The organism is Iamia sp. SCSIO 61187 (assembly GCF_019443745.1).
Taxonomy (GTDB): domain Bacteria; phylum Actinomycetota; class Acidimicrobiia; order Acidimicrobiales; family Iamiaceae; genus Iamia.
In genome coordinates, this window is sequence record NZ_CP050948.1 from 3,930,031 (window position 1) to 3,953,042 (window position 23,012).

Consider the following 23,012-nt stretch of genomic DNA (forward strand, 5'->3'; position numbering starts at 1 on the left):
GCGCCGCAGCCGAAGACAACGCTTCTCCAGCTCGGTGACGCGGGCGCTGTGGCCGCAGTGGTGTTCGACACACACGCCCGTGGAGCTCCTCGGCGGCGGGACCGGCCGAGGGCGAAGCGGTTCTCATGCTCGCTGGCCTGTCCGAGCCGCTCACGTTCCGCTGGCCGCTTCCGTAGAGGACTTGCCGGTCCCGGTCGGTTGGTGCCCCGCCGTCTCGTCGGTCACGAGCCGCGGTTCCGTAGCCAACCGCACCGCGGTCCGAGTGTTGGACGGATGGCCTCGCCGGCTCAACCCACGATGGTCGGTGGAGACCACAAGTCGAGGAGGAACGATGGGCTGGCTCAAGTCGCTCGTGCCTGACGACCAGCACACGGCCATTGGACGGGCTCCGGGACCTGGCCTCGAGGCGGTCGGGATCACCAAGTCCTACCGGCGGGGGATCTGGCCCCGCCGGCGCGCCCTGCCCGTGCTCCGCGGCGCCGACCTCTCGGTCGGCGCCGGCGAGGTTGTCGGCCTGGTCGGCGAGAACGGTTCGGGAAAGAGCACTCTGATGAAGGTCCTCGTCGGCGCCTTGGCTGCCGACGGCGGACGTGTGCAGGTCTCGGGCCGGATCGGATACTGCCCGCAGGAGGCCGTCCTCTACGACCGGCTCACCTGCGACGAGCACCTCGAGCTGTTTGGAGTCGCGTACGGCATGGATGAGGGGGCTGTGGTCGCGGGGGCCGACGGCCTCTACGACACGCTCGGTTTCGAGCACTGGCGTGCTGCCCGGGTCGAGGAGCTGTCGGGCGGCACCCGGGCCAAGCTCAACCTGGCGCTCGCGCTGCTCGCCGATCCCGAGGTGCTGCTCCTCGACGAGCCCTACGCCGGGTTCGACTGGGACACCTACCAGCGGTTCTGGGGCCTGGCCGCCGAGCGGCGGGCTGCCGGCCGCAGCGTCCTGGTGATCAGCCACTTCGTCACCGACCAGGAGCGCTTCGACCGGCTCGTGGAGCTGCGCGACGGCAGGACCGTGTCGCGATGAACGCCATGACCGCCCTGGTCGGCCGCCGGGCGGTGCTCGACTACGCCCGCCGCCCCCTCAAACTCGTGCTGCTCATCGCCGTCCCTGTCGTGCTCGTCTTCGTGTGGGGCGGCACGCTGGCCGACTTCTCCAAGCTGGTGGGCGGCACAGCCGACCAGGTCCAGGTCGAGGCGGCCACCGCCGGGTGGGCGGCCGCCGTGCTGGCCGGTCTCGGCGGGTTCTTCCAGGTGTCCGGTTCGCGGGCAGCGGACCGACGCCTCGCCGCCGCCGGCCACCGGACAGCCCCCGTCGCCGCCGGCCGCCTCGGCGCGTCCCTCGGCCTCGCGGCGGTGGCTGCCGCCGGGGCTTGCTGGCGTTGGCCGCCCGTACCGGCATCAACGATCCCGTCCGGGCCGTCGCCGCGACGCTGCTGGTGGCGATCATCTACCTCGCGCTCGGGGTGCTCGTCGGAACCGTCGTGCGGTCCGACATGAACGGGGCGCTGCTGATCACCCTGGCCTGGATCCTCGACGTGTTCCTCGGCCCCGGCCTCGGGGCGGGTCATCGGTGCTGACCCGGGTGTTCCCGCTGCACTTCCCGACGCTCGTGCTCACCAGCCAGGCCAGCGGCCACGCCGGGCCCCTCGGCGATGTGGGCTGGTCTCTCGCGTGGGCGGTCGGCCTGGCTGCCCTCGCCGTCGCCCGCCTCGCCGCGACGACCCGGCCGGCACCGGCGCCAGTCGGACCTGTGCCCTCCGGCGCCACGACCGCCGCGGTGCGGGCACCGGCGACAGGGCGCCCGACGGCAGCGGCCGATCGGCCGACCCCGCCCGCCGACGCATCGCTGGTCGCAATCAGAGCCCGCCCGGCAATCGCAGTCGGCGACCGGTCGGGTCTGGGTGGCGTCGGCGCGGTCCTGAGGGCGGGGATGCGCGAGTACCGCCGCAACCGGCTCCTGTGGGCGCTTCTGGTCGGCGTCCCCGCAGTCTTCATCGGCCTGGCCATCGCGGTGACCGTCGACGAACCCGGCCCCGTCGCTCTCGTGGACGGCGCCCGCCGGTTCACCGCGATGCTGTCTCAGCGCCGCATGCACGCCGCGAACATGGTGCCGGTCACCTCGGCGTTCCTCGCCGGCCTCGCAGGACTGTTCATCGTCACCGGCTCCGCCGGCGGCGACCGGCGCCTGGTCCTCGCCGGCCTCCGACCCCGCGAGGTGCTGGCCGGCCGGCTGGGCGTCATCGGCGCAGCGACCGTCGTGACCACCGCCGCCGCCGTCACCGTGTCGGGAGCATGGTACCCGCCGCGGCAATGGGTGGTCTTCGCGGGCGCCAACCTGCTCATCGCGCTCACGTACGCCATGGTCGGCGTTCTGGTCGGACCGCTCACCGGCCGCCTCGGCGGCCTCTACCTGATCCTCCTGCTGGCGTTCATCGACGTCGGCCTGGGCCAGACCGTCATGTTCCCCGGCGGTCCCCCCGCCTGGGGCGCGTTCCTGCCGGCCCGCGGAGCCTCGCGGGTGCTGATCGACGGCGCATTCACCGCCCGCTTCGATCAGGTCGGCTACCTCCGGCTCGGCCTCGCCTGGCTGGCCGCCCTCACGGCCGCCACGGCCGTGGTGTACCAGCGTCGCACCGCATCGAGGCGGTCATGACCGTGGCCGCCCCCACCGGCGGCGTCGAAGACCTCCTCAGTCGGCTCCGCAAGGTCGAAGGACAGGTCCAGGGGCTGCAGCACCTCGCCCACGGCGGTGACAGCATCGACGAGCTGCCGGCACGGCTTGTCGCCGCCCGGGGGCGCCTTGAATGCGGTCGCCGTCGGCGCCTCCCATCTGTCAGAACAGACGTCGCTTCGACCACCGACCCCGGTCACCGCCGACGAGGACCTCCTCCCCTGCGCCGACCCGGCCGACGACGACGCCGCCGCGTCGAGCGCATCCGGCAGGAGTTCCCCGCCGGGCTCGCAGCGCTGGCAGCCCTGGGCAAAGCAGTCTTGATCTTCGGCTCGGGTCGGGTGGCTGACGGCGATCCCCGCTACGAACGCGCCCGCCGGGTCGCGGCCCGGCTCGGCGAAGCCGGGTTCGCCATCATCACCGGCGGCGGAGCCGGCCTCATGGAGGCCGCCAACCGCGGCGCCCGCGAGTCGGGACGACCTCGGTCGGGCTCGGCATCGAGCTGCCCCACGGGCAGGGACTGAACCCCTACGTGGTCGTCGCCGTGGGCTTCCGCTACTTCTTCGCCCGGAAGCTCGTGTTCGTCCGCTACGCGTCGGCCTTCGTGGTGCTGACCGGCGGGTTCGGGGACCGTCGACGAGCTGTCCGAAGCACTTGCGCTCATCCAGACCGGGAAGGTTCCGTAGTCCTCGTGGGCTCCGACCACTGGCGCGGCATGAACGACTGGCTTCGCGATGCCTTCGACAGCAGCGGCTTCACCAGCATCATCGACACCGACCTCCTGGTGGTGAGGGACGACCCGACGAGATCGCCGAGCTCGTGCATCGCTGCCACCTCCGCCGTCAGGCGCTGGCACCGGCGACCCGTTCGCCGTAGCCGCCGTGCAGGAGGTGAGGATGCGATCGCAAATGTCGCGAGTGGTCCTCGTTGCTGCCGCCGCGATGAGCGCGCTGCGGTGACGGTCGAGCGGCGGGCACCGCTGGACCGCGGCGGGGTCGTTCTCGTACGCCACGGCGAGACGGCCTGCACGGTCAGCGGGTCCGCACACCAGCAGCACCGACATGCCCCTCACCGACGTCGGCCGGCACCAAGCCGAGCGGCTGGCCGTCTGAGTGGACAGGCGTTCGCCGTCGTGCTCGCGAGCCCGCGCCAGCGCGGCCGAGACGTGCCGCATGGCGGGCTTCGGCGGAGTCGCTGAGCGATGCGGTGAGGTGAGATGCGATGAGGTGAGATGAGGTGGAGTGAGATGAGGTGAGGTGAGGTGAGGTGACGGAGTGGGACTACGGCGCCTTCGAGGGTCGTCGCACGACAAGGATTCGCCTCGAGGTGCCGGGCTGGTCGCTGTGGCGCGACGGCGTTCCCGGTGGTGAGACCGCAGCCGAGGGTCGGAGCCCGGGCAGACCGAACGCTCGACCGCGTCCGGCACGCAGCGGGAGACGCGCTCGTCTTCTCTAACGGGCACTTCCTGCGCGTGCTGGCGGCCCGCTGGCTGGGCCTCCGCGCCAACGAAGCCCGCCTCCTTGCGCTCCACCCGGCAAGTGTCAGTGTCCTCGGCTGGGAGCGTGAACAACGAGTCCTCCGCCGGTGGAACGACGTCATGGACCGGTAGGGAACGCGCCCGAGGCCCGCAGCCGGCTGCGGGATCTCCCGGATGCGAGGGTCCGCAGCGACCTCGGATGGCAGCCCCGACGACGCCATCCACACTGGTCGCATCGACCTGGATCGACGAGGAGCCCGCCATGACCGAGCCCACCCACACGCATGCCTGGCAGGCCCGACAGGACGAGGTCCGGCTCGGCTGCGTCGCCGGGTTCCCGGTGGGGATGAACTGGAGCGTGCTGGTCATCGCCTGGCTGCTCACGTGGAGCCTCGCGACCGGTGGGTTGCCCCACGGCGCCCCCGGTCACGCAGCGGGAACGTACTGGGCGGCTGGGGCGGTCGCCGCGGTGGTGTTCCTTGCGTCGCTGCTCGCGCACGAGCTCGCCCACTCCGTCGTCGCCCGCCGGTCCGGCATCGAGGTCACCGGCATCACCCTGTGGCTGTTCGGTGGCGTCGCCTCTCTGTCACGTGAGCCAGAGACGCCCGCCGCTGACCTGCGCATCGCCGCCGCCGGCCCAGGCGCCAGCCTCGCCCTCGCCGGGCTCTTCGGCGTCGGCTCGCTTGCCGTCGAAGCCACCTCCGCCCCCCACATCCTTGCGAGCGTCACCGGCTGGCTGGCCGGCGTGAACCTGATGCTCGGCCTGTTCAACCTCATCCCTGGCGCACCCCTCGACGGCGGCCGCGTGCTCCGCGCCATCGTGTGGCGGCTGCGCGGCGACCGCCACCAGGCGGCCCTGATCGCCACCAGCGCCGGCGCTGTCGTCGGCTACGGCCTCATCGGTCTGGGCCTGACCCAGTTCCTCGTCGCCGGCGGCATCGGCGGCCTGTGGTTCGTCTTCATCGGGTGGTTCCTCCTCAACGCCGCCCGCGCCGAGAAGGCCCACGAGCGCATCCGCCACGCCCTCACCGGGGTCAAGATGTCCGACGCCATGACTCCCGCCACCAGCGTCATCCCCGCCTGGCTCGCGGTGGGCGACGCCATCGAGCGCCACGCGCTCACCGACCGGATCGACGTCTGGCCCGTCGAAGGTTTCGACGGTCGGATCGCGGGCGTCGTCACCATCGACGGTCTGCGCGCCGTGCCCGTCGACGAACGCACCGCCACCCAGGTGTCGGCGATCACGATCCCCGCCGACGCTCTTGTCCAGGTCCCTCTGACCTCCACGGTCATCGAGCTCCTCGGTCGAGCCGACAGCGTGGTCGATCGCCCAGTCCTCGTCAGCGACGGCGATCGCGTCGTTGGGATCGTCACCGGCGACGATCTCGAGCGCGTCGCCGGCCGACGGCTCGGAGCCACCCGCTCCCACCACTGATGGCTCGCACCTTCTCGGCCCCGACCCGCCCGGCCGCGACCAGCGCAGGGGGACGAGGCGCTCACGGATGATGCGGCCGGACTGCAGGTCAATCTTCGCCCTCCAAGCCTCGTCCGACCTCGATGCGCAGCTTGCGGTCGCCATTGGCGATGACGAGGAGGATGCCGCTGTCTTCACGCTGCCGCCCCACGCCCCACGAGCGACCCAGGTCAATCGTGTAGTCCTCGATCGACTCTGAGTGCCCGTGCTCTCGATGACAGCGACGGCGATCTGGTTGCCCGATGGTGCTTCGTGGTCGATCAGCTCGGCACCGACCCGCTGCTCGGTGGCCGTGGCCACGGTATGGCTTTGGTCGACGACCGGCTGGGTGAACTCGGGGAAGTGCTCGTCGGCCCCGGCAGCGCCAGCCATCACGACCAGCAGCCCGACGAGGGCGAGGATGAGCATGAGGCGACGAGTCACGGCACAGTTGTCGTCGAGCCGCCGAGGTCGACGACAGGGTTGTCGGCCGATCTGGGCGAGGCCTCGACCAGCGGCCGTCGGTCGAACCCGAAGGCACCGGCGATGAGGCTACGGGGGAAGCTGCGGGTGGCCACGTTGTAGGAGGTGACGGCGCCGTTGAAGTCGCGGCGGGCATGGGCGATGCGGTTCTCGGTGCCCTCGAGCTGGGTCTGCAGGACGCGGATGTTCTCGTTGCTGCGCAGCTCGGAGTAGCTCTCTACGATCGCGAGCAGACGCCCGAGACCGGCCTCGATCTGGCTGGTGGCGGCGGTCTGTTCCTCCACCGACCCAGGCGCCGGCGTAGGCCTGGCGGGCCTGGGCCAGCTCCCCGAACACGGTTTGCTCCTGGTCGAGGGCGCCGCGCACGGCGCTGACGAGGTTGGGGATGAGGTCGTTGCGCCGCTGGAGTTGGGCGTCGAGATCGGCGAACGCGCGCTCGCGGTGGCCTCCTTGCCGACCAGCCCGTCGTACGGCACCGCGAGCAGGAGCCCGGCCAGCAGGAGCACGCCGACCACGACGGCGACGGGTAACCAGCCGGCGGGGGCGGCGGCCGCTCCTCATCCGAGAGATGGCGGTGGTCATGTCAACGCTCCTGACGTCGATGGGTGCCGGCTGATGTGCATCGGCATTGAGCCTCACATCGGGCGTCCCCTGGGCCGCCCACCATCCGGCCCCGTTGCCGATCATCGCTGGTCAGCTACCGAAGACGACGTGGCGAGGTCCCTCGCCGCGTCCAAGTCCGCTGCCCGCACCGGCCGAAGAGCCACCTTGGTCGGCGCTGGGGCTCATCTCAGGCCGTCGCCCACCCGTCGCGGGTGCGGGGCATCCCGCTGGCGCCGTCGGCGTCGGCGACGACACCGAGGACCTGGTGGACGTTGAGTCCGCCGTCGTCGAAGCCGACCGCGGACGCTGCCATGTACAGCCGCCACACTCGGGCTCGCCGGGGGCCGACGAGGTCGACCGCTTCGTCCCAGTGCTCCTCGAGGTTGGCGACCCACTGGCGCAGCGTCAGGGCGTAGTGCTCGCGCAGCGACTCGACGTCGCGCACCTCGCACCCGGCAGCCTGCATCGCGTTGACCGTGTCGCCGACGTCGAGCAGCTCGCCGTCGGGGAACACGTAGCGGCCCATGAAGGTCCGGGACCCGATCTTCGAGCCACCCACCGAGGAGATGGCGTGGTTGAGCAGCCGACCGCTGGGGGCCAGCAGGGCCGAAAGCGTCGAGAAGTACTCGGCGATGCGGGGCTTGCCCACGTGCTCGGACATCCCGATCGAGGAGATGGCGTCGAAGCGCTCGCCGCGGAGGTCGCGGTAGTCCTGCAGCCGGATCTCGACCCGGTCGGCGAGGTCGGCCTCTTCGACCCTCCGCCGGGCCGCGTCGTGCTGTTCCCGGCTGATCGTCACGCCGACGACGTCGGCGCTGTAGTGGCGGGCGGCGTGGATCGCCATCGATCCCCATCCGCACCCGACGTCGAGGAGGCGCATGCCCGGCCGCTCGTGGAGGCCGAGCTTGCGGCACACCAGGTCATGCTTGGACGCCTGCGCATCGTTGAGCGACATCGCCGGATCGGCGAACCGCGCGCAGGAGTAGGTCATCGACGGCCCGAGCACGAGACGATAGAAGTCGTTGCCGACGTCGTAGTGGTGCCCGACGACCTCTGCGTCGCGGGCGGTGGAGTGGCGTCGGCCTCGGGGTCGTGCCTCTTCCGGGGGAGGCGCCGGGGGCCGGCCGACGGCGCCGAGGCGCCGGGCGGCGGCGGCCGTGCGAGGCAGTGCGCGCCACCCGGACCGCAGGTTCGCGGCGGCGGGGCGCAGCGCCCTGATCGCCTCGTACAGGTCGCCGTCGACGTCGACGTCGCCGGCTACGAAGGCACGGGCGATGCCGAGCTCGCCGGGTGACCACAGCACCCGCCGCAGCGCGTCGGGCGAGCGGAGCCGGATGGTGCAGGACTCGTCGTCCGGGCCGACGCTCGTGCCGTCCCACAGCTCGAGCCGCACCGGCACCGCGCCGAGGAGCGTGGCGGCGAGCGGGACGGCGGCTTCGGCAGCGGGCCCATGGCCGACGACTGCACAGCGGCTCACGGCCCCGGACGGTGGCGATTCTGTCGTGATGTCCCGCATCGTTCCTTCCCTTGACCCGTGTCAGCGCACGTAGGACAGGACGGTCATCATCCCGGCCTCAGCGTGGTAGATGTTGTGGCAGTGCAGGGCCCACTGGCCCGGGTTGTCCGCCTCGAAGTCTGCGGTGACCGTTTCCATCGGCCGGACGATGGCGGTGTCCTTGCGGGCGCCGGGACCGTCCTGATGCTGCACCTGGAAGGTGTGGCCGTGCAGGTGCATCGGGTGGAACATCGGTGACCGGTTCTCGAAGCGCAGCCGAACGCGGTCGCCCTCGCGGAGCTGGTGGTCGGCGTTGCGCAGCTGGGATTCGTGGAACGGCCGGCCGTTGAGTGTCCACCGGTAGCTGTCCATGTCACCGGCGAGCCGGAAGTCGAGCGTGCGGTCGGGAGTTCTCGGCGGCAGCGTCACGCCCTCGGTGGCGCGCAGATCAGCGAGCGTCAAGAGCCGGCCCTCGAGCTCGGCCGGTCGTACGTCGGGAGTGGGCGCCGTGCCGGTGGCGGTGCGGATCACCGCGAGCCCGCCGCTGGTGCCTCCCTCGGGAAGGGCGACGACGGGGATGGCGCCGTCGACGGCCAGGGTGATGACGGCGTCGTAGCGCTCGCCCATCCCGAGCAGGACCGCGTCGCCGGTGACCGGTTCGATGGAGAAGCCGTCGCTGTGGGTGACGGTGAGGCGGTGTCCGCCGACGGCGAACCGGAAGGGGCGGTCGGAGCCGGCGTTGATGATGCGGAGCCGGATGCGCTCGCCCCGGCTGGCCTCGAAGGTGAACGGGTCCTCGGGTGGGCGGCCGTTGATGACGTAGGTCGGGTAGTCGACGTCGCCGACGTCCATGCCGAGGCCCGACGGCCCCATGTCCATGCCGCCATCGCCCATGTCCATTCCTGTGTCATCGGAGCCCATGTCCATGCCGCCCATGCCTGAGTCGCGGAGCTCGGCGAGGACGGTGTCCGGATCGGCACCGGCGAGCCAGTCGTCGAGGACGAGGACGAGCTCGCGGTCGTAGTCGCCTGGCTCGTTGGGGTCCTCGACGATGAGCGGCGCGTAGAGGCCGCGGTCGAGCTGGGGTCCGACGTGGGGATGGAAGAAGTAGGTGCCGGGGTCGGGGGCGGTGAACTCGTAGTCGAACCGCTCGCCCGGTGCCACCGGCGGCTGGGTGACACCGGGGACGCCGTCCATGTCGTTGCGTAGTGCGATCCCGTGCCAGTGCACCGTCGTCGGTTCGGGCAAGTCGTTGGTGAACGCGGCTCGCAGCACGCTGCCGGCGCGCATGCGGATCTCACGGCCCGGGACCGTGTCCCCGTACGCCCAGGTCTGGCGCCCGGCCGCGGTGCTTGCAGTCAGTGGCGCCGCCGCGAAGGCCACGTCGGTGATCGCCGCGCCCTGCCGGCGGCGGCGCTGCTCGACGGCGGCGACCCGGGGCGAGCCGGCGGTGACGATCGACGGTGGGTCGTCCCGGGAGGCAAGCAGCAGCCCGCCCCCGGCGGCGGCGCCGGCGGTCCCGCCAGCGAGGACCAGGAACCGGCGGCGGGTGATGAAGGGACCTGACATCTGCGCTCCTCAGCAGTCGACGTGGCGGCAACGCGACACTGCCAGGCCTCGAGTAGACCCGCTGGCGCCAGGCGCGGCATCCGCAGCAACTGCGGATCCCTCCTGCGGCCTTCCCCCTGCGCAGATCCGTGGGCGGCGGCGATGCGTGTCGCCAATCGCCGGGCGGAGGATCGAACCAGCATCCTCGGAAGCCGAAGGAGGGTCCAGCGGTGCACATGCCGCTTCCGCAGTGGGCGATCTGGAGCGAGGTGGCCATCCGGCTTGGCTGGGCCGCTGCCGCTGCGGTGATCTGGGCGGTCATGTCCCGGCGAGGGCACGACGGTGGCCTGTGGGCCGTGATCGGGCTTGTCCTCGGCCCCTTCGCCGTCCCCGCGGCCGTCATCTGCGCCCGGCGCGCCGCGCGCCGACCACCCGTCGTCGTGGCCGACGGCCCCGGTGGGAGTGCGGGTTGCGCGCCGGCGGTGCTCGTCGTCGTCGACGCGGACGATCCGGGAAGCCGGGCGGCGCAGGCTGCGGCGGCCGACGCCGTCGGAGGGCCCGTCGAGCTGGCGGTCGTCGTCGGTCGCGACACCCTCGATCGCAGCGCCCGTGAGGGGTCGCTGCGCCGTGCCCGCCGCGCTCTTGCCGCTGTGGCCGCCGCGATTACGAGCCCGGCACCCGGCCAGGTGATCCTCGAGGGCCGGCCCGCCGCCGCCGTGGCACTCCACAGCCGGCTCCGCGGCATCGCCACAGTCGTCGTCACGTCGACCCCGTCCGGCGACCGGCTGAGGGGCGCGCTTGGCGACCGTCTCGAGGTGCGCACGGCGGCGCCGATCCTCGAACGGTCGGCACCGGTGCCCACGCCGTAGCTCACCGGTGACCAACGCCGGCGGGTCACCCGTCGGCGACGGTGACGACGACCTCGTGGTAGCCGGTCACACCCGACGGGAACGGCGGTCTGGGTTCGCCGTCCTGGACCTGGCCGTCGCCGCGAACCGCGCGAGTTCGGATGCGGTGCGTTCCAGGCGCCAATACGGGCCGGTACCGCCACCTTCGCCACGCCAGGGGGCCGAGCGAGTCGGCCAGCTCGGCGGTGACCCACGGGCTGCCGTCGACGGACAGCTCCACGGCGGCGACACCGTCGGGTGGCGCCCACGCCACACCTGACACGATCATCGTGGCGCCCACCTGGCGGGCGCCGTCGATCCGGGAGTGGGTGCGCGCCGTCACGGCACCGGGTGGCCACCCCCGTCGCTCCCAGTCGCCGGGAACGTGGCGGTCGGTGAAGTCGAGGCCCGTCAGCCACTTCACGCCCGCGAACTGCCCGTAGAGGCCGGGCACGAGGAAGCGGGCCGGGAACCCGTGGGCGGTGGTCAACGGCTGCCCGTTCATCCCGACCGCGATGTACGCGTCCAACCCCGAGGCCTCGAGCTCGGCCACCGGCAGCGAGATGGTGAACCCGTCGACGGACCTCGTGACAACGTGGGTCGCCGTCGGCTTCGCCCCGACGAGATCGCGCAGCGACGCGAGCGGCACGCCCTGCCAGCGGGCGTTGGCCGCCCGCTCCCAGCCGACGCGGTTGTGGATGCACACCAGCGCGGCGTCGACGTCGACCGTTCCGAGAGCGAGGAGCGTCGCCAAGTCCAGCTGCTTGGGGTGGGCCACCTCACCGGTGATCACCAGCCGCCAGGTGTCCCGACGCACGGCGGGGGCACCGAAGTTGACGTCGGTGACATGGAACTGGTCCAAGGGCGTGACCAGCGGCGTGGGGTGATCCCAGGTCTCGGCACCGTCAGTCGGCGGGACAGCAGCCAGCGGTGGCGGGCCCGTCGATGAGGCGGCGGCCTCGGCCCGCCGGCGTCGTCGGTGCGCGGCGACGGCGGCCGCCGCGGCGGCCGCGGTGGTGGCGGACGCAGCGATGGGCCGGCGCCGTGCCACCCCGGTGGCCGCGGCGGCGACGACGGTCTGCGTCACGGCGACCAGGACCGTGGCCCCCGGTCGGCGAGGCGGTCGCCGCAGCGCGACCGCGGTGACGGCGACAGTCAATGCGGCTCTTCGGAGCCGGGTCCCGGGCGATCGGCGGGAGCCGGCGGCCCCCGCGCCGAGGGACGCCAGCGACGCTGCGCTCGTCAGCCGGAGCGCGGTCTTGTCCCGCCGGTGGAGGCGGAACACGGCCGCCTCCACGGCGGCGAGCGGGAGCCGGTCCGCCACCAGCCGGGAGACCGCGTCGGTCGGGCCCACGCTCCTGGTCACCGCAGCGATCAGCTCGCCTGCCGCGACACCGGCGACGCCACCCACGAGGCGGGCGGGGTCGCTCATCTATCGGTCGTGCGTCGACCGCGGTCGCGGCAGCAGCGTGGCCGAAATCGTGCGGCCGAACACAAGCCAGACGAGCAGACCCATGATGGCCTCGAGCTCGAGGGCGGTCACGGCGGTCATCGCGCCGACGGCTCGCATGGCGAGCGCCACGAGCAGGGCCGCGGCGATGGCGACGGCGCCGAACCTGATCAGACGGCGGCGGGAGACGGGCTCGGCTGGCTGCACCGGAGCGCACGAGGGGCGACGGAGGCCGGGCGCGGTCTCGGTCGCCCATTTTGCCGATATGCGGCCACGGTCGTTCGTCCCGGGCCTGGCCGCGGCGGGGCTCATCGCAACAGCGGCCGGTGGTTGCGGCGAGACAGGCGGCGTGCGTCCGGGGCGTTGAGCCGCCACAGCTCGATCGAGACAAGCGCCACGACGAGCCCGAGCAGCAGCTGCATCACGAACGCAGAGTAGTGGAAGAAGTACATCTCCATGTCGATTCTCCTTTCTCGTTCGGTGCCGTGATCCTCCGTCACGGCTCCGTCTGAGCCATCCGCGCCAGCTCCCGACATCGCCTGCGGGAAGCCTGTAGCCGCAAACGGCGTCGCCCGGCCCACCGGCCGTGAGGCTTGCGGGCCGGCCGCACGCGCAACCCGTGGCCACCCCTGATGGCGGAACCGATCCGAGCGCAGATGATCGAGTCAACAACCGCGAAGCAAAGAAAAAAGGAGGAGACCATCATGGGCTGGCTCGCATCGAACTGGATCTTCATCCTGCTCGTGGTCGGCATGGTGTGGATGCACCTCGGCCACGGCGGTCACGGCGGCCACGGCGGTCACGGTGGCCACGGCAATCAGCGCCAGCCGGGCCGGCCCGAGGACCGCGACGAGCACCGCAGCGGCCACGGCAGCCACGGCGGGCACGGGACGCCGGCGAACCCGGCTCCGACGCCGGGCGATGACCGCATCGGGCCCACGAGCACCGGGCCAGGGCGGGCCGTATGATGGACGGCCGGCGCGAAGGTCTCATCCTGCTCGACATCCCGCCCGGCATGGACGAGCACTTCGACGTGTCGTTCCTCGAGCGGACCGGGCACCCCGTCGAGGTGTGCCGTGGGCCGCAGGATCGACCGTGCCCCTTGCTTGGGGGGCTGGGCTGCCCGAAGTTCGAGTCGGCCCACGGCATCGTGTTCGAGCTCGACCTCGACCTCGACCGGGTCGAGCATCGGGAGATCCTCGAGCAGTACCAGGCGCTGACCGACGGCAACCGCCCCATCCGGGTCGTCGTCCCTGCCGGCCAGGCTGAGCGCTACCGCGACGTTCTGGCCGGCGTCGAGATCTGGGCCCACGAGCCGACCGTCGCTGAGCTCGACGGCTTCGCCGCCAGGGTCGAGGCGACCGACCGGTAAGGCCGGAGACGGAGATGTCGACCGGTGGGACCGCTTCGGCGATCCCCACCGAAACAGTGGAGGCTCGCCGTGGGCGACGTGACGACCAGGGTGTACCGCGACGGCGTTCTCGACGCCGAGGGCTTCCCTCTCGCCGACGTCTCGGACTACCTCGAAGAGCCCGACATCGTGGTGTGGTGGACTTCTGCACGCCCACCAGGAAGCAGCTCGCCGAGCTCGACGCCGAGCTCGGCCTGCACGAGCTCGCCGTCGAAGACGCCCTCGGCCCGCATCAGCGACCGAAGCTCGACCACTACGCCAGGCACCTGTTCCTGTCGTGCCACGCCGTCCACCTCGACGCCGCACGCGGCTGCTTCGTCGAGACCGAGATCGACGCGTTCCTCAACCAGCGCTGGCTGATCACCGTCCGCGAAGGACGCCGGGTTCCCGATCGAGCCTGTGCTCCAGCGCTGGGACCGCTCGCCCGACCTCGCTACCCACGGGATGAGCTTCTTGCTCTACGGCCTGCTCGACGTCGTCGTCGACGGCTACTTCGACACCATCCAAGCCTTCGACGACTACTACGACGAGGTCAGCGACAGCATCTTCTCCGAGCGCCCCCTCAACCCCGACGAGCAGCGGCGCTGGTTCGACATGCGCCGCGCCAAGGTCCGCTTCCACCGCCTCGCCGTCCCCCTGCGCGAAGCGGTCAGCAGCCTCATGCGGCGAGAGCACGGCGCCGTGTCCGAGGAGCTGTACATCGTGATCGTTGCGATGGCCGTGTTGGTGCGCCCAGGAGCGAGCGGACCCGCCGCCGCCTGAACCCGTAGTTCGCCGCACTCGATCAGCCGTCCACCCGGATGCCCCGAGCACCCCGATCGTGGCGCGATCGGTGCATCAGATCGCCCAACACCGGGCGCAAGACGACGGAGGTGCACCGTGGGCTCGTACGGCTACGGACTCTGGTTCCTGGTCATCATCAACTCGGCGGTGTTCATCATCTTCGCGGCGAGCTTCTTCCACCCCCGCTCGAGCCGCGACTGGAAGGCCATGGGGGCCTTCTCGTCGTTCATCGTCGCCCTCATGGTTGAGATGTACGGGTTCCCGCTCACCATCTACCTCCTGTCCGGGTGGCTGGGCAGCCGCTTCAAGAGCCTGACCCTCACCCATGACGGCGGTCACCTCTGGAGCGAGCTCATCGGTTGGGAGGGAGACCCTCACCTCAGCCCGTTCCACCTCGCCAGCTACGTGTTCATCGGCCTCGGGTTCTGGATCATCGCCGCCGCCTGGCCCGTCCTGCTCCGCGCCGCCAAGGCCGGGACCGTGGCGACGAGGGGGCCCTACCTGCGAGTGCGCCACCCCCAGTACGCCGGCTTCCTCTCCATCACCTTCGGCTTCCTCCTCCAGTGGCCGACGATCCCCACGCTCCTGATGTTCCCGGTGCTGGTGTGGATCTACCGGCGACTCTCGATCCAAGAGGAGAAGACGGCGGCCACAGAGTTCGGCGAGGCGTGGCATGCCTACGCTGCGGCGACTCCCCGGTTCCTCCCCCGCCTGAGGGGATGGGCCACAGATCGAGCCCCCCGCACCCGCCCACGGTGGTGACGCCCAGACCCCTGCTCCCGGCCATGCCACCCACCGCCCCGGTGGGTACGATCTCCTACACGATGTCGTTGATAGAGACGTGGGCGTAGGCCATGGCCCACCAGGAAGTCGACCGGCTGCCCGCACTGCTCGAGGCGGCGCTGGAGCTCGCCGGCGAGCACGACCTCCCGCGCATCCTCGAGCGCCTCGTCGAATGTGCTGCCGACGTGGCCGGCGCGAGGTACGCCGCCTTGGGCGTCTACGACCGCGCGGGGCACATCGAGCAGTTCGTCCACCACGGGATGGACGACGAGACAGTCGTCCGCATCGGACGGCTGCCCCAGGGCAAGGGTCTCCTCGGTGACGTCATCGCCGCAGACGGCCCGATCCGGCTCGTGGACCTCGGAGCGGACCCGCGGTCCTGCGGGCTGCCCGCGGCACACCCCCCCATGCGTTCGTTCCTCGGGGTGCCGGTCCGGGTGGCGGGCCGCCGGTTCGGGAACCTCTACCTGACCGAGAAGCGAGGAACCGACTCGTTCGACGACGAGGACGAACGGCTGGTCGCCACACTGGCCGCGTTCGCAGCGGCGGCCATCGAGGCAGCGATGCTGGTCGATGCCGAGCGGGAGCTAGCGCTCGTCCAGGCCCGGTCGCAGGCCCAGACGGACCTGCTCGGTCAGGTCATAGCGGCCCAAGAAGCCGAGCGCGCCCGCGTCGCACGCGACCTCCACGACCAGGTCGGGCAATCTCTGACCTCCGTACTCCTCGGGCTCCGGCTGGTCGACGGCTCCCTCTCCGGCGAACCGTGCGACGTGGCCGACGCCCGACTCCACACCGACGAAGTGCGAGGTCTCGTCGCCCAGGCTCTCGACGAGGTGCGTCAGCTCGCCTTCGATCTCCGGCCCACGGTCCTCGACGACGTCGGGCTGCCGGCGGCGGTCCGCCGGCTCGCCACCGAGGTCTCCGGCCGGTTCGACCTGCCGATCCGGGTGCAGATCGCTGCCGATGGGGACGAGGCCGAGCTCAGATCGGAGATCGAGACGGTCGTCTACCGAGTCGTGCAGGAGAGCCTGACCAACGTGGTGCGCCACGCACGGGCCAGTCGCGCGACCGTCGAGGTGTCGATCGAGCCAGACCACGTCCGGGCCGTCATCATCGACGACGGCGTGGGCTTCGCCGTCGACGACGGGGTGCTGCGCTCACTGGGCCTGGCCGGGATGCGGGAACGTGCGCTGCTCGTCGACGGCAACCTGCAGATCACCTCAGCTCCGGGCGCAGGGACGTCGATCGTGGTGAAGGTGCCCCGTTGAGCGAGCCGACCCGGGTCGCACTGTGCGACGACCATGCGGTCGTGCGGAGCGGGCTGCGCCGCATCGTCGACGACGAGCCGGGCTTCGACGTCGTCGGCGAGGCCGGGTCGGCGGCAGAGGCGGTCGAGCTGGCCCGGGCGGAGCGACCCGATGTGTTCGTCATGGATCTCGGATTGCCCGGCACGAACGGCATCGAGGCGACGCGACAGGTACTCGTCGTCAGTCCGGCGACGGCGGTGCTGGTTCTGACCGTCCACGACGACGTCGCGTACCTGCGCAAGGCGTTCGACGCCGGAGCGCGCGGGTACCTCGTCAAGGACGCCGCCGACATCGAGCTGGTGCAGGCCATCAGCCAGGTCGCCCGCGGAGAGGAATACGTCCACCCGCGGCTGGGCGCTGCGCTGCTCGGCGCCGAGGCCACAGCCCGCATCGCCGGACCGGGCGGCGAGCTGTCCGGGCGGGAGGTCGAGGTGCTCCGCCTCGTCGCCCTCGGCAACACCAACGCCGAGATCGCCGCGGAGCTCTACGTGTCGGTCCGAACCGTCGAGTCCCACCGGGCGCACGTGCAGCAGAAGCTCGCCCTCAAGACCCGTGCGGATCTCGTCCGCTACGCGAGGGACCATGGGGTTCTCGAAGGCTTGCCCGACGCCGACGGGTAGCCGCGGGACCCCGCCGTCCGCTCTGCGCCATCAACCCTCGAGTGGATCAGCGGCCCGTCCGGATGACGCCGAGATCCGATGGTTCCATGGCGGGCGAGCGCCCACGACCGACGATGTCGGCGGGAACGGCCGGCCGTCGCGCCACCGGCGCGTCGACACATCCGCTTCGTGGAACCATCAGCCGGGGAGCAGGTTGATCCCATCGAATGCTCGGAAGAACGGCTCTGCGCCGAGGCCGACGAGCACCACGGCCCCGCCGGTGACGACGGCGGCGAGCCCAGCAGCGCGGCTGAGGACCGGGACCGGACCCGACGGTGCGTCGAAGTACATCGGGGCAAGCACGCGGACGTAGTACGCGATGGACACCACCGTGTTGAGGGCTCCCAGGACCGCGAGCCAGCCGTAGCCCGCGTCGATGGAGGCCGCGAACAAGCTCAGCTTGGCGGCGAAGCCAGCGAGTGGGGGCACGCCGATGAACGAGAGAAGCGTGATGGTCAGCGTGGCGGCCAGGAGCGGACGGGCACGTGCCAGACCTGCGTATGCGACACGGTCTGTGCGCCCCCGGAGCTGTACGACGACGCCGAAGGCAGCGACGTTGGCGAGCACGTAGGCGAGGAGGAAGTACAGCAGCGACGACAGGGCGAGCTCGCTGCGCTCCACAGCGACGATGGCGAGCAGTCCGTAGCCGGTCTGGGAGACCGATGACCAGCCCAGCAGGCGGCGCACGTCGTCCTGCCACAGCGCGGCCAGGTTGCCAAGCGTCATCGTGGCGGCGGCGATGACGGCGACGAGGGGTCGCCACCCGAGCCCGTCCGGTGGCAGGACCAGCACCAGGCGTGCGAGGAACAGGAACGCCCCGACCTTGGGCACGGACGACACCAAGGCCGCGACAGGTGCCGGCGCACCTTCGGCGACGTCGGGCATCCACGCGTGTGCGGGCACGGCGCCGAGCTTGAACGCCACGGCGACGATCACCAGGGCGGCGGCGACGGCCAAGCCTGGTCCGCTCTCCGAGACAAGGCCCGTGCGCAGGCCGGTCAACGTCGTGGTCCCGCCGAGCCCGAAGAGGTAGGCGACGCCGATCAGCATGCTGGCGCTGGTGAGGGCGCCCAGCAGGAAGTACTTGATGCCCGCCTCGGCGGAGGTGCGGGACAACCGGTGGTAGGCGGTGAGGACGTAGCCCGTGGCCGACGACAGCAGCATCGAGGTGACGAACTGCTTGAGGTCCGTCGCGCCGGCAAGGAGCACGGCACCGAGGGAGGAGAACAGCAGCAAGGAGTAGTACTCGCCGCTGCGAGGATCGCCGCGGAACCAGGGCAAAGAGAGCGCGATCACGGCAGCGGTCGCGACCAGGACTATCAGCTTGGCCCAGACGGCCGGCAGGTCGCGGGCGTAGGTCTCTGCGAACGTGTATGCCTCGGGCCCGTCCAGCATCGGGATGGTGGTCGCTGCGGCGACGGCGACAGTGAGGAGCGCCAGGACGGCTGCGCCGCTCTGGAGGCGTCGGGGCGCGGCAAGGGCGTAGAGCAGGACGATGACGCCGCCGACGACGAGGACCAGCTCGGGGATGACATCGCCCAGCATGGAGCCCATGTCCATCGCTGCGGAGCCACTGGTGTCGTCCACCGTCGCCGACCTTCGTGCGCTATCGGCCGACGAAGGGGCTGGCGAAGGTGTCGATCACGTCGAGCAGCAGTGCCGGAGCGACGCCGATGCCGATGATGAGGACGACGAGCGTGCCGAGGGTCAACCGTTCGACCCATCCCAGGTCCGGCCATGCCGTCCACCGATCCGGGAGGGGACCGAGGAACACCTGCTGAAGCATGCGCAGGAAGAGTGCAGCGGTGATGACGATGCCGAGCAGCCCGATGCCTGCGAGCCACGGGTAGACGGCGAGGGCACCGGCGAACACCTGGAACTCGGCGACGAATCCGGCGAGACCCGGCAGGCCGAGGCTGGCGAAGACCGCAACAACGGTAATCCCGGTGAGTGCGGGTGCTCGCCCGGCGAGGCCGCCGTACTCCTCCATCTCGTAGGTCTTCCCTCGGGTGAGGATCGATCCGCTGACGAGGAACAGCGCGCCGGTGATGAGGCCATGGGCCACCATCTCCAGCGTGGCGCCGGTCAGGGCCAGCGCTTGGGCGCCTTCTTGACCGGCGATGCTGGCGCCGGCAGCCGATAGCCCCAGCATCACGTAGCCCATGTGGTTGACGCTGGTGTAGGCGATGAGCCGCTTGAGGTTCGTCTGGGCCATGGCCACGAGCGAGCCGTAGACGATGGAGACGACGGCGAGGACGCCGATCGGGAACGCGAAGCGGGCGAACGTTTCCGGTTGCATCGACATGAGGACGCGCACGAAGCCGTACGTGCCCATCTTGAGCAGAACGCCTGCGAGGACGGCTGATGCGGGGCCGGGGGCGTCGACGTGGGCGGGAGGGAGCCAGGTGTGGAAGGGCACGATCGGTGTCTTGACCCCGAAACCGACGAAGAACCCGAGGAAGACGAGCGTGGCGTAGACGCCGCCTGCGGGAAGAGGCTGCTGGCGGATGATCTCTGCCATGTCGAACGTCCGTGGTTCGGTGGCGAGGTACAGACCGAGGATGGCGAGCAGGAGAGCCAGCGAACCGGCGAAGGTGTAGACGAAGAACTTCAGCGCCGAGCGTTGGGCGTCGCCGTGCCCCCATGCGCCGATCAGGAAGTAGATGCCCACGAGGCTCAGGTCCCAGAACACGAAGAAGAGGAAGAGGTCCAGCGACAGGAACAGGCCGACCGAGACGCCCTCGAGGAAGAGCATGAGCGCGTAGTAGGGCCCTGGCCGACCGCGCAGATCGACCGGGTACGCGATCGCAACGGCGAACACGAGCGCGGTCATGAGGGCGAGCGGGAGCGACAGCCCGTCCACGCCGACCCGATAGCCGACACCGAGCGTTGGGATCCACTCGCTCGACTCGACGAGCTCGAAGCGGTCGCCGCCGTCAAACCGGGCCCAGGCCCCGAGGAGGATGACCAATGGCACGACGCCGACCACACTGGCGATCAGACGGAGCCGGGATGCCCATGGGTCGTCGGCTGCTGGTCCCACATCGGATCGCAGGCGCCGAGGGAGGAGGGCGAACACGGCGGCGGCAGCGATCGGCAGGAAGATGGCGATGGTCAGCACAAGAGCTCCATGAGCGTCGGCGTCGGAATCAGCTCGACAGGGCCAGAAGGAGTACGGCGGCGACGACGACGCCCACCGCAACGAGGGCGTAGTAGTGGTGCGCTTGGCCGGTCTGCAGCTTGCGGCTTGCATGCCCACCGACACCGACGAGCCATGCAGAACCCTCGACCGCCCCGTCGACGACGCGGTCGTCGGCGACACCGGAAGCATGGGCGCCCTTGAGGGTGAGGGCCGCCAGCGCCCGGACGGCACCATCGACCGATTGCTCGTCTGCCCTGCGGGTCCCCCGGGCCCCGAGGCCCACCGCTCCGGCCAGGCCGCGCACGAAGGCGTCGAGGCTCCACTCGGCGCGTCCCCAGGCCAGCCGCGACAGCGTGCGGGTCAGCCGCTCGGCGCCACGCACCCCGGCGTCCACGACCCGGTCGTCGAAGCGGGCGAGCCCGCGGGACAGTGCCAACGTCGGGTCGACGACGGCCACCCGGCTCAGCCGGGCCAGGCCGTACCAGTCGGCCACCACCGCCAGGGTTCCCTTCGGTGTTGATGCGTGCAGGCGACCGGTTCGCCACGCCCAGAGCACGCCGGAGACGACGGCGGCGGTGAGGCCGAGCGTCACCCCCAGCTCCCACAGGGGGGCCTCGTACAGTTCACCGCCCGTCGCCCGCTCCAGGACCTCGCCGCTGCCCGGAAGCCACAAAACGGAGAGAGCAACGGTGATGGCGGCGAGGACGCCGAGCGACCAGCATTCCGCCGGCGTCGGTTGCGCGTCGACGCGGCGACCAATGGCGTCGTCGGCGGGACCTCGCCCGAAGGCCAGGAGCTGGAACCGGAAGGCGTACGCGACGCTCAGGGCGCCGGCGACGAGCACTCCGAGGAGGAGCCACGTGCTGCGGTGCGCTGCGGCCGCGCCGATCTCCTGCTTCGCCCAAGCCGCGCCGAGCGGCGGGATGGCGGCGAGGGCGGCGGCACCCACGAGCGACAGTCCAGCGACGCGCGGCAGCGCCCGGCCGAGCCGCATTCCGCCCAGGTCGCCGCTGCCTGCCGCGTGGATCGCCACGCCGGCGGCGAGGAACAGCAACGACTTGAACGCTGCATGGGTGACGAGCTGGGCGCCGGCGGCGACGGTCGAACCGGCGCCGATCGCTACGAACATCAACCCGTACTGCGCCGACGTCGAGGCGGCGAGGACCCACTTCGCCTGCGACTGCAGCACTGCGATGACGCCACCGGCCAGGGCGGTCGCCAAGCCGACGCCGGCGACGGCGGGCAGGAACCATCCCGTCGGCTCCAGTGCCGGCGCCAGGCGGATGAGGAGGTAGGCGCCTGCCGAGACCAGTGTGGCCGAGTGCAGCAGCGCCGACACCGGGGTTGGGCCCGCCATGGCCGCGAACAACCAGGGGGAGAAGGGGAGCTGCGCTGACTTGGCGACGACGGCGAGGAGCAGGCCTGCGGCCAAGGCGTGCCGGCGACCGCCGTCGACGGCTGCGAGGTCGTCGTATCCCAGCGCGCCCGTCGCCGCGAACGTCATGCCTGCGGCCACGTAGAGGCCGAGGTCGCCAATGCGGGTAGTGATGAACGCCTGTGCCGCGGCGGCGCCGTTGGACCGATCCCGCCAGCTGTGTCCGATGAGCGCCCATGAGAAGGCGCCGATCAGCTCCCACGCGAGCAACAGAACGAGCAGGTCGGTCGCCACGACGAGGATTTCCATGGCGGCGACGAACGCCAGCAGGAGGGCGAGCAGTCGGGTCCGCCCCTCCTCCACCGTGGCGGCGGCGTAGGCCAGCACGGGTGCCGCCACGACGGGGATGAGGACCACCATGATCCGGGCGAAGCCGTTGACTGCGACGCACAGCTCGAGGGTGTGGCTCCAGCGCCATGCCAGCTCGGGTTCAGCCCAAGCCGCCATCACGGCGACGGCGATGGTCGCAACCGCCGAGCCGACCGCAACGACACCCACGGCGCGGGAGCGCCGCCGCAGCCCCAGGACCGACGCGGACCCGAGAGCGGGGAGGAGCAGGAGGAGCGCGACCGTCATCCCTTGAGCTTCCGCAGCTTCTCGGTGATGTCGGCCCGGCGCACCCGGTACACGTTGGTGATGAGGGCGAACCCGAGTGCCATCTCGATCGCCATCACGGTCATGAACACGATCGCCAGCATCTGTCCTTGGGGATTGCCCCCGGTGCTGAGTGCCCAGAGCGCGATGAGCGCGAGCAGGGCACCGTTGATCATGAGCTCGAGGCCCATCATCAACATGACGAAGGACTGCTGACTGATCGCCCCGTAGAGGCCGATCGCGAACAACGCCGCTGCGACGACGAGCAGGGCCTCGAGGGTCACGGCGACTCCAGCTCCTCGATCTCCAGCGCCGGCTCCCGTGACCCCTCGTCGGCCGTCCCGAACCGACCGTTGCGGCTGGCCAGCGCGATCGCGCCGATCATCGTGGCCAGCAGGGCGACGCCGGCGGTCTGGAACACCAGCATCGAGTCGCCGAGGAGCTCGAAGCCGAGCTCGGTGGTGGCGTCGACCGAGGCGTCGACCTGCTGGTCGGGGAAGTCGACCGTAAGGCCGACCACGGAGAGGCCGGCGAACGACACGATGCCGGCGGCCACGGCGAAGCGGTGCTGGTGCACCATGAACATCGGGTTCAAGCCGGCCGGGTTCATCATGTACATGACCATGACGACAGCCATGATCAGCATCTCGCCGGCCATCATCAGGATCAGCACCACGCCGAGGAACTCGGCTGCCAGCATCACCAGGATGGCGCCCACCCCGACGAAGGAGGCCAGCAGCCAGAACGCGGCGCGGACCATGGAGTCAGTCCGGAAGACCAGGTACCCGGTGACCACACTTCCGGCGGCGAAGCACCAGAACAGCACGTCCA

General features: G+C 71.1%; 25 protein-coding genes and 2 pseudogenes. 15 read left to right on the plus strand and 12 right to left on the minus strand.

Annotated features, from left to right (window positions below):
- Nucleotides 1–466: 466 nt before the first annotated feature.
- From HC251_RS18815 to HC251_RS18845, 7 genes are all read left to right on the plus strand, one after another.
- A complete protein-coding gene (locus HC251_RS18815) occupies nucleotides 467–1,024 on the plus strand; it encodes an ATP-binding cassette domain-containing protein (protein WP_219942143.1) in 558 nt (185 codons plus the stop codon).
- Complete coding sequence (locus HC251_RS18820) at nucleotides 1,021–1,497, plus strand: hypothetical protein (protein WP_219942144.1); 477 nt, start codon at nucleotides 1,021–1,023, stop codon at nucleotides 1,495–1,497. Before HC251_RS18815 ends, HC251_RS18820 begins: the two co-directional genes overlap by 4 nt.
- A 73-nt stretch (nucleotides 1,498–1,570) precedes the next feature.
- Nucleotides 1,571–2,653: a hypothetical protein gene (locus tag HC251_RS18825; RefSeq protein WP_219942145.1), complete on the plus strand. Its 1,083-nt coding sequence runs from the start codon at nucleotides 1,571–1,573 to the stop codon at nucleotides 2,651–2,653.
- A complete protein-coding gene (locus HC251_RS18830) occupies nucleotides 2,650–3,195 on the plus strand; it encodes a hypothetical protein (RefSeq protein ID WP_219942146.1) in 546 nt (181 codons plus the stop codon). Before HC251_RS18825 ends, HC251_RS18830 begins: the two co-directional genes overlap by 4 nt.
- Nucleotides 3,196–3,203: 8 nt before the next feature.
- Nucleotides 3,204–3,869: an LOG family protein gene (locus tag HC251_RS26330; RefSeq protein WP_370651258.1), complete on the plus strand. Its 666-nt coding sequence runs from the start codon at nucleotides 3,204–3,206 to the stop codon at nucleotides 3,867–3,869.
- Nucleotides 3,870–4,037: 168 nt separating this feature from the next.
- Nucleotides 4,038–4,280, plus strand: a complete 243-nt coding sequence (locus tag HC251_RS26335; protein ID WP_370651311.1) for a histidine phosphatase family protein — start codon at nucleotides 4,038–4,040, stop codon at nucleotides 4,278–4,280.
- A gap of 130 nt (nucleotides 4,281–4,410) precedes the next feature.
- Nucleotides 4,411–5,583, plus strand: coding sequence for a site-2 protease family protein (locus HC251_RS18845; protein ID WP_219942148.1), 1,173 nt, complete (start codon nucleotides 4,411–4,413; stop codon nucleotides 5,581–5,583).
- 88 nt (nucleotides 5,584–5,671) lie between these two features.
- Here the strand turns inward: HC251_RS18845 and HC251_RS26340 are convergent, their stop codons facing one another.
- The 4 genes and pseudogenes from HC251_RS26340 to HC251_RS18865 form a co-directional block, all read right to left on the minus strand.
- Nucleotides 5,672–6,142: a YgcG family protein gene (locus tag HC251_RS26340; RefSeq protein ID WP_219942149.1), complete on the minus strand. Its 471-nt coding sequence runs from the start codon at nucleotides 6,140–6,142 to the stop codon at nucleotides 5,672–5,674.
- Nucleotides 6,042–6,771, minus strand: a pseudogene (locus tag HC251_RS18855) (LemA family protein). The gene HC251_RS26340 and the pseudogene HC251_RS18855 overlap by 101 nt, the downstream one beginning before the upstream one ends.
- 103 nt (nucleotides 6,772–6,874) lie before the next feature.
- Nucleotides 6,875–8,203, minus strand: coding sequence for a class I SAM-dependent methyltransferase (locus HC251_RS18860; protein WP_370651259.1), 1,329 nt, complete (start codon nucleotides 8,201–8,203; stop codon nucleotides 6,875–6,877).
- A 21-nt stretch (nucleotides 8,204–8,224) separates the two neighbouring features.
- Complete coding sequence (locus tag HC251_RS18865; RefSeq protein ID WP_219942152.1) at nucleotides 8,225–9,751, minus strand: multicopper oxidase family protein; 1,527 nt, start codon at nucleotides 9,749–9,751, stop codon at nucleotides 8,225–8,227.
- A 209-nt stretch (nucleotides 9,752–9,960) separates the two neighbouring features.
- Between HC251_RS18865 and HC251_RS18870 the strand changes: the two genes are divergently transcribed.
- Entirely contained in the window at nucleotides 9,961–10,599 is a 639-nt protein-coding gene (locus tag HC251_RS18870; RefSeq protein ID WP_219942153.1) for a hypothetical protein, read from the plus strand.
- Nucleotides 10,600–10,624: 25 nt separating this feature from the next.
- Here HC251_RS18870 and HC251_RS18875 read toward each other — a convergent pair whose 3' ends face one another.
- The 3 genes from HC251_RS18875 to HC251_RS18885 all read right to left on the minus strand — a co-directional run bounded on the left by HC251_RS18875 (nucleotide 10,625) and on the right by HC251_RS18885 (nucleotide 12,525).
- Nucleotides 10,625–12,049: a molybdopterin-dependent oxidoreductase gene (locus HC251_RS18875; protein ID WP_219942154.1), complete on the minus strand. Its 1,425-nt coding sequence runs from the start codon at nucleotides 12,047–12,049 to the stop codon at nucleotides 10,625–10,627.
- Nucleotides 12,050–12,274 carry a hypothetical protein gene (locus HC251_RS18880; RefSeq protein WP_219942155.1) on the minus strand — a complete coding sequence of 75 codons (225 nt, stop codon included), beginning with the start codon at nucleotides 12,272–12,274 and terminating at the stop codon, nucleotides 12,050–12,052.
- A 101-nt stretch (nucleotides 12,275–12,375) separates the two neighbouring features.
- Nucleotides 12,376–12,525 (minus strand): hypothetical protein, encoded by a 150-nt coding sequence (locus HC251_RS18885; RefSeq protein WP_219942156.1) that lies wholly within the window; start codon nucleotides 12,523–12,525, stop codon nucleotides 12,376–12,378.
- Nucleotides 12,526–12,723: 198 nt separating this feature from the next.
- On the opposite strand from HC251_RS18885, the gene HC251_RS18890 reads away from it, so the two are divergent.
- The 7 genes and pseudogenes from HC251_RS18890 to HC251_RS18920 all read left to right on the plus strand — a co-directional run bounded on the left by HC251_RS18890 (nucleotide 12,724) and on the right by HC251_RS18920 (nucleotide 16,971).
- Entirely contained in the window at nucleotides 12,724–13,035 is a 312-nt protein-coding gene (locus tag HC251_RS18890; RefSeq protein WP_219942157.1) for a hypothetical protein, read from the plus strand.
- Nucleotides 13,032–13,439, plus strand: coding sequence for a hypothetical protein (locus tag HC251_RS18895; protein ID WP_219942158.1), 408 nt, complete (start codon nucleotides 13,032–13,034; stop codon nucleotides 13,437–13,439). Before HC251_RS18890 ends, HC251_RS18895 begins: the two co-directional genes overlap by 4 nt.
- A 14-nt stretch (nucleotides 13,440–13,453) precedes the next feature.
- Nucleotides 13,454–13,807 (plus strand): annotated as a pseudogene (locus HC251_RS26345) (CorA family divalent cation transporter); the annotation flags it as partial.
- 70 nt (nucleotides 13,808–13,877) lie between these two features.
- On the plus strand, nucleotides 13,878–14,240 hold the full coding sequence (locus HC251_RS18905) for a CorA family divalent cation transporter (RefSeq protein WP_255566481.1): 363 nt from the start codon (nucleotides 13,878–13,880) through the stop codon (nucleotides 14,238–14,240).
- 117 nt (nucleotides 14,241–14,357) lie between these two features.
- Nucleotides 14,358–15,023: an isoprenylcysteine carboxylmethyltransferase family protein gene (locus HC251_RS18910; protein ID WP_219942160.1), complete on the plus strand. Its 666-nt coding sequence runs from the start codon at nucleotides 14,358–14,360 to the stop codon at nucleotides 15,021–15,023.
- Nucleotides 15,024–15,115: 92 nt separating this feature from the next.
- On the plus strand, nucleotides 15,116–16,312 hold the full coding sequence (locus HC251_RS18915) for a GAF domain-containing sensor histidine kinase (RefSeq protein ID WP_219942161.1): 1,197 nt from the start codon (nucleotides 15,116–15,118) through the stop codon (nucleotides 16,310–16,312).
- Entirely contained in the window at nucleotides 16,309–16,971 is a 663-nt protein-coding gene (locus HC251_RS18920; protein ID WP_219942162.1) for a response regulator transcription factor, read from the plus strand. The genes HC251_RS18915 and HC251_RS18920 overlap by 4 nt, the downstream gene beginning before the upstream one ends.
- 177 nt (nucleotides 16,972–17,148) lie before the next feature.
- On the opposite strand, the gene HC251_RS18925 is transcribed toward HC251_RS18920, so the two are convergent.
- From HC251_RS18925 to HC251_RS18945, 5 genes are all read right to left on the minus strand, one after another.
- The gene (locus HC251_RS18925) at nucleotides 17,149–18,597 is read right to left on the minus strand and encodes an NADH-quinone oxidoreductase subunit N (protein ID WP_219942163.1); all 1,449 of its coding nucleotides are present in this window, start codon (nucleotides 18,595–18,597) and stop codon (nucleotides 17,149–17,151) included.
- Nucleotides 18,598–18,616: 19 nt separating this feature from the next.
- The gene (locus HC251_RS18930) at nucleotides 18,617–20,131 is read right to left on the minus strand and encodes a NuoM family protein (RefSeq protein ID WP_219942164.1); all 1,515 of its coding nucleotides are present in this window, start codon (nucleotides 20,129–20,131) and stop codon (nucleotides 18,617–18,619) included.
- Between the two features lie 28 nt (nucleotides 20,132–20,159).
- Nucleotides 20,160–22,085, minus strand: coding sequence for an NADH-quinone oxidoreductase subunit L (locus HC251_RS18935; protein ID WP_219942165.1), 1,926 nt, complete (start codon nucleotides 22,083–22,085; stop codon nucleotides 20,160–20,162).
- A gap of 74 nt (nucleotides 22,086–22,159) precedes the next feature.
- Nucleotides 22,160–22,465, minus strand: a complete 306-nt coding sequence (gene nuoK / locus HC251_RS18940; RefSeq protein WP_219942166.1) for an NADH-quinone oxidoreductase subunit NuoK — start codon at nucleotides 22,463–22,465, stop codon at nucleotides 22,160–22,162.
- Entirely contained in the window at nucleotides 22,462–23,007 is a 546-nt protein-coding gene (locus tag HC251_RS18945) for an NADH-quinone oxidoreductase subunit J (RefSeq protein ID WP_219942167.1), read from the minus strand. The genes nuoK and HC251_RS18945 overlap by 4 nt, the downstream gene beginning before the upstream one ends.
- Nucleotides 23,008–23,012: the final 5 nt, after the last annotated feature.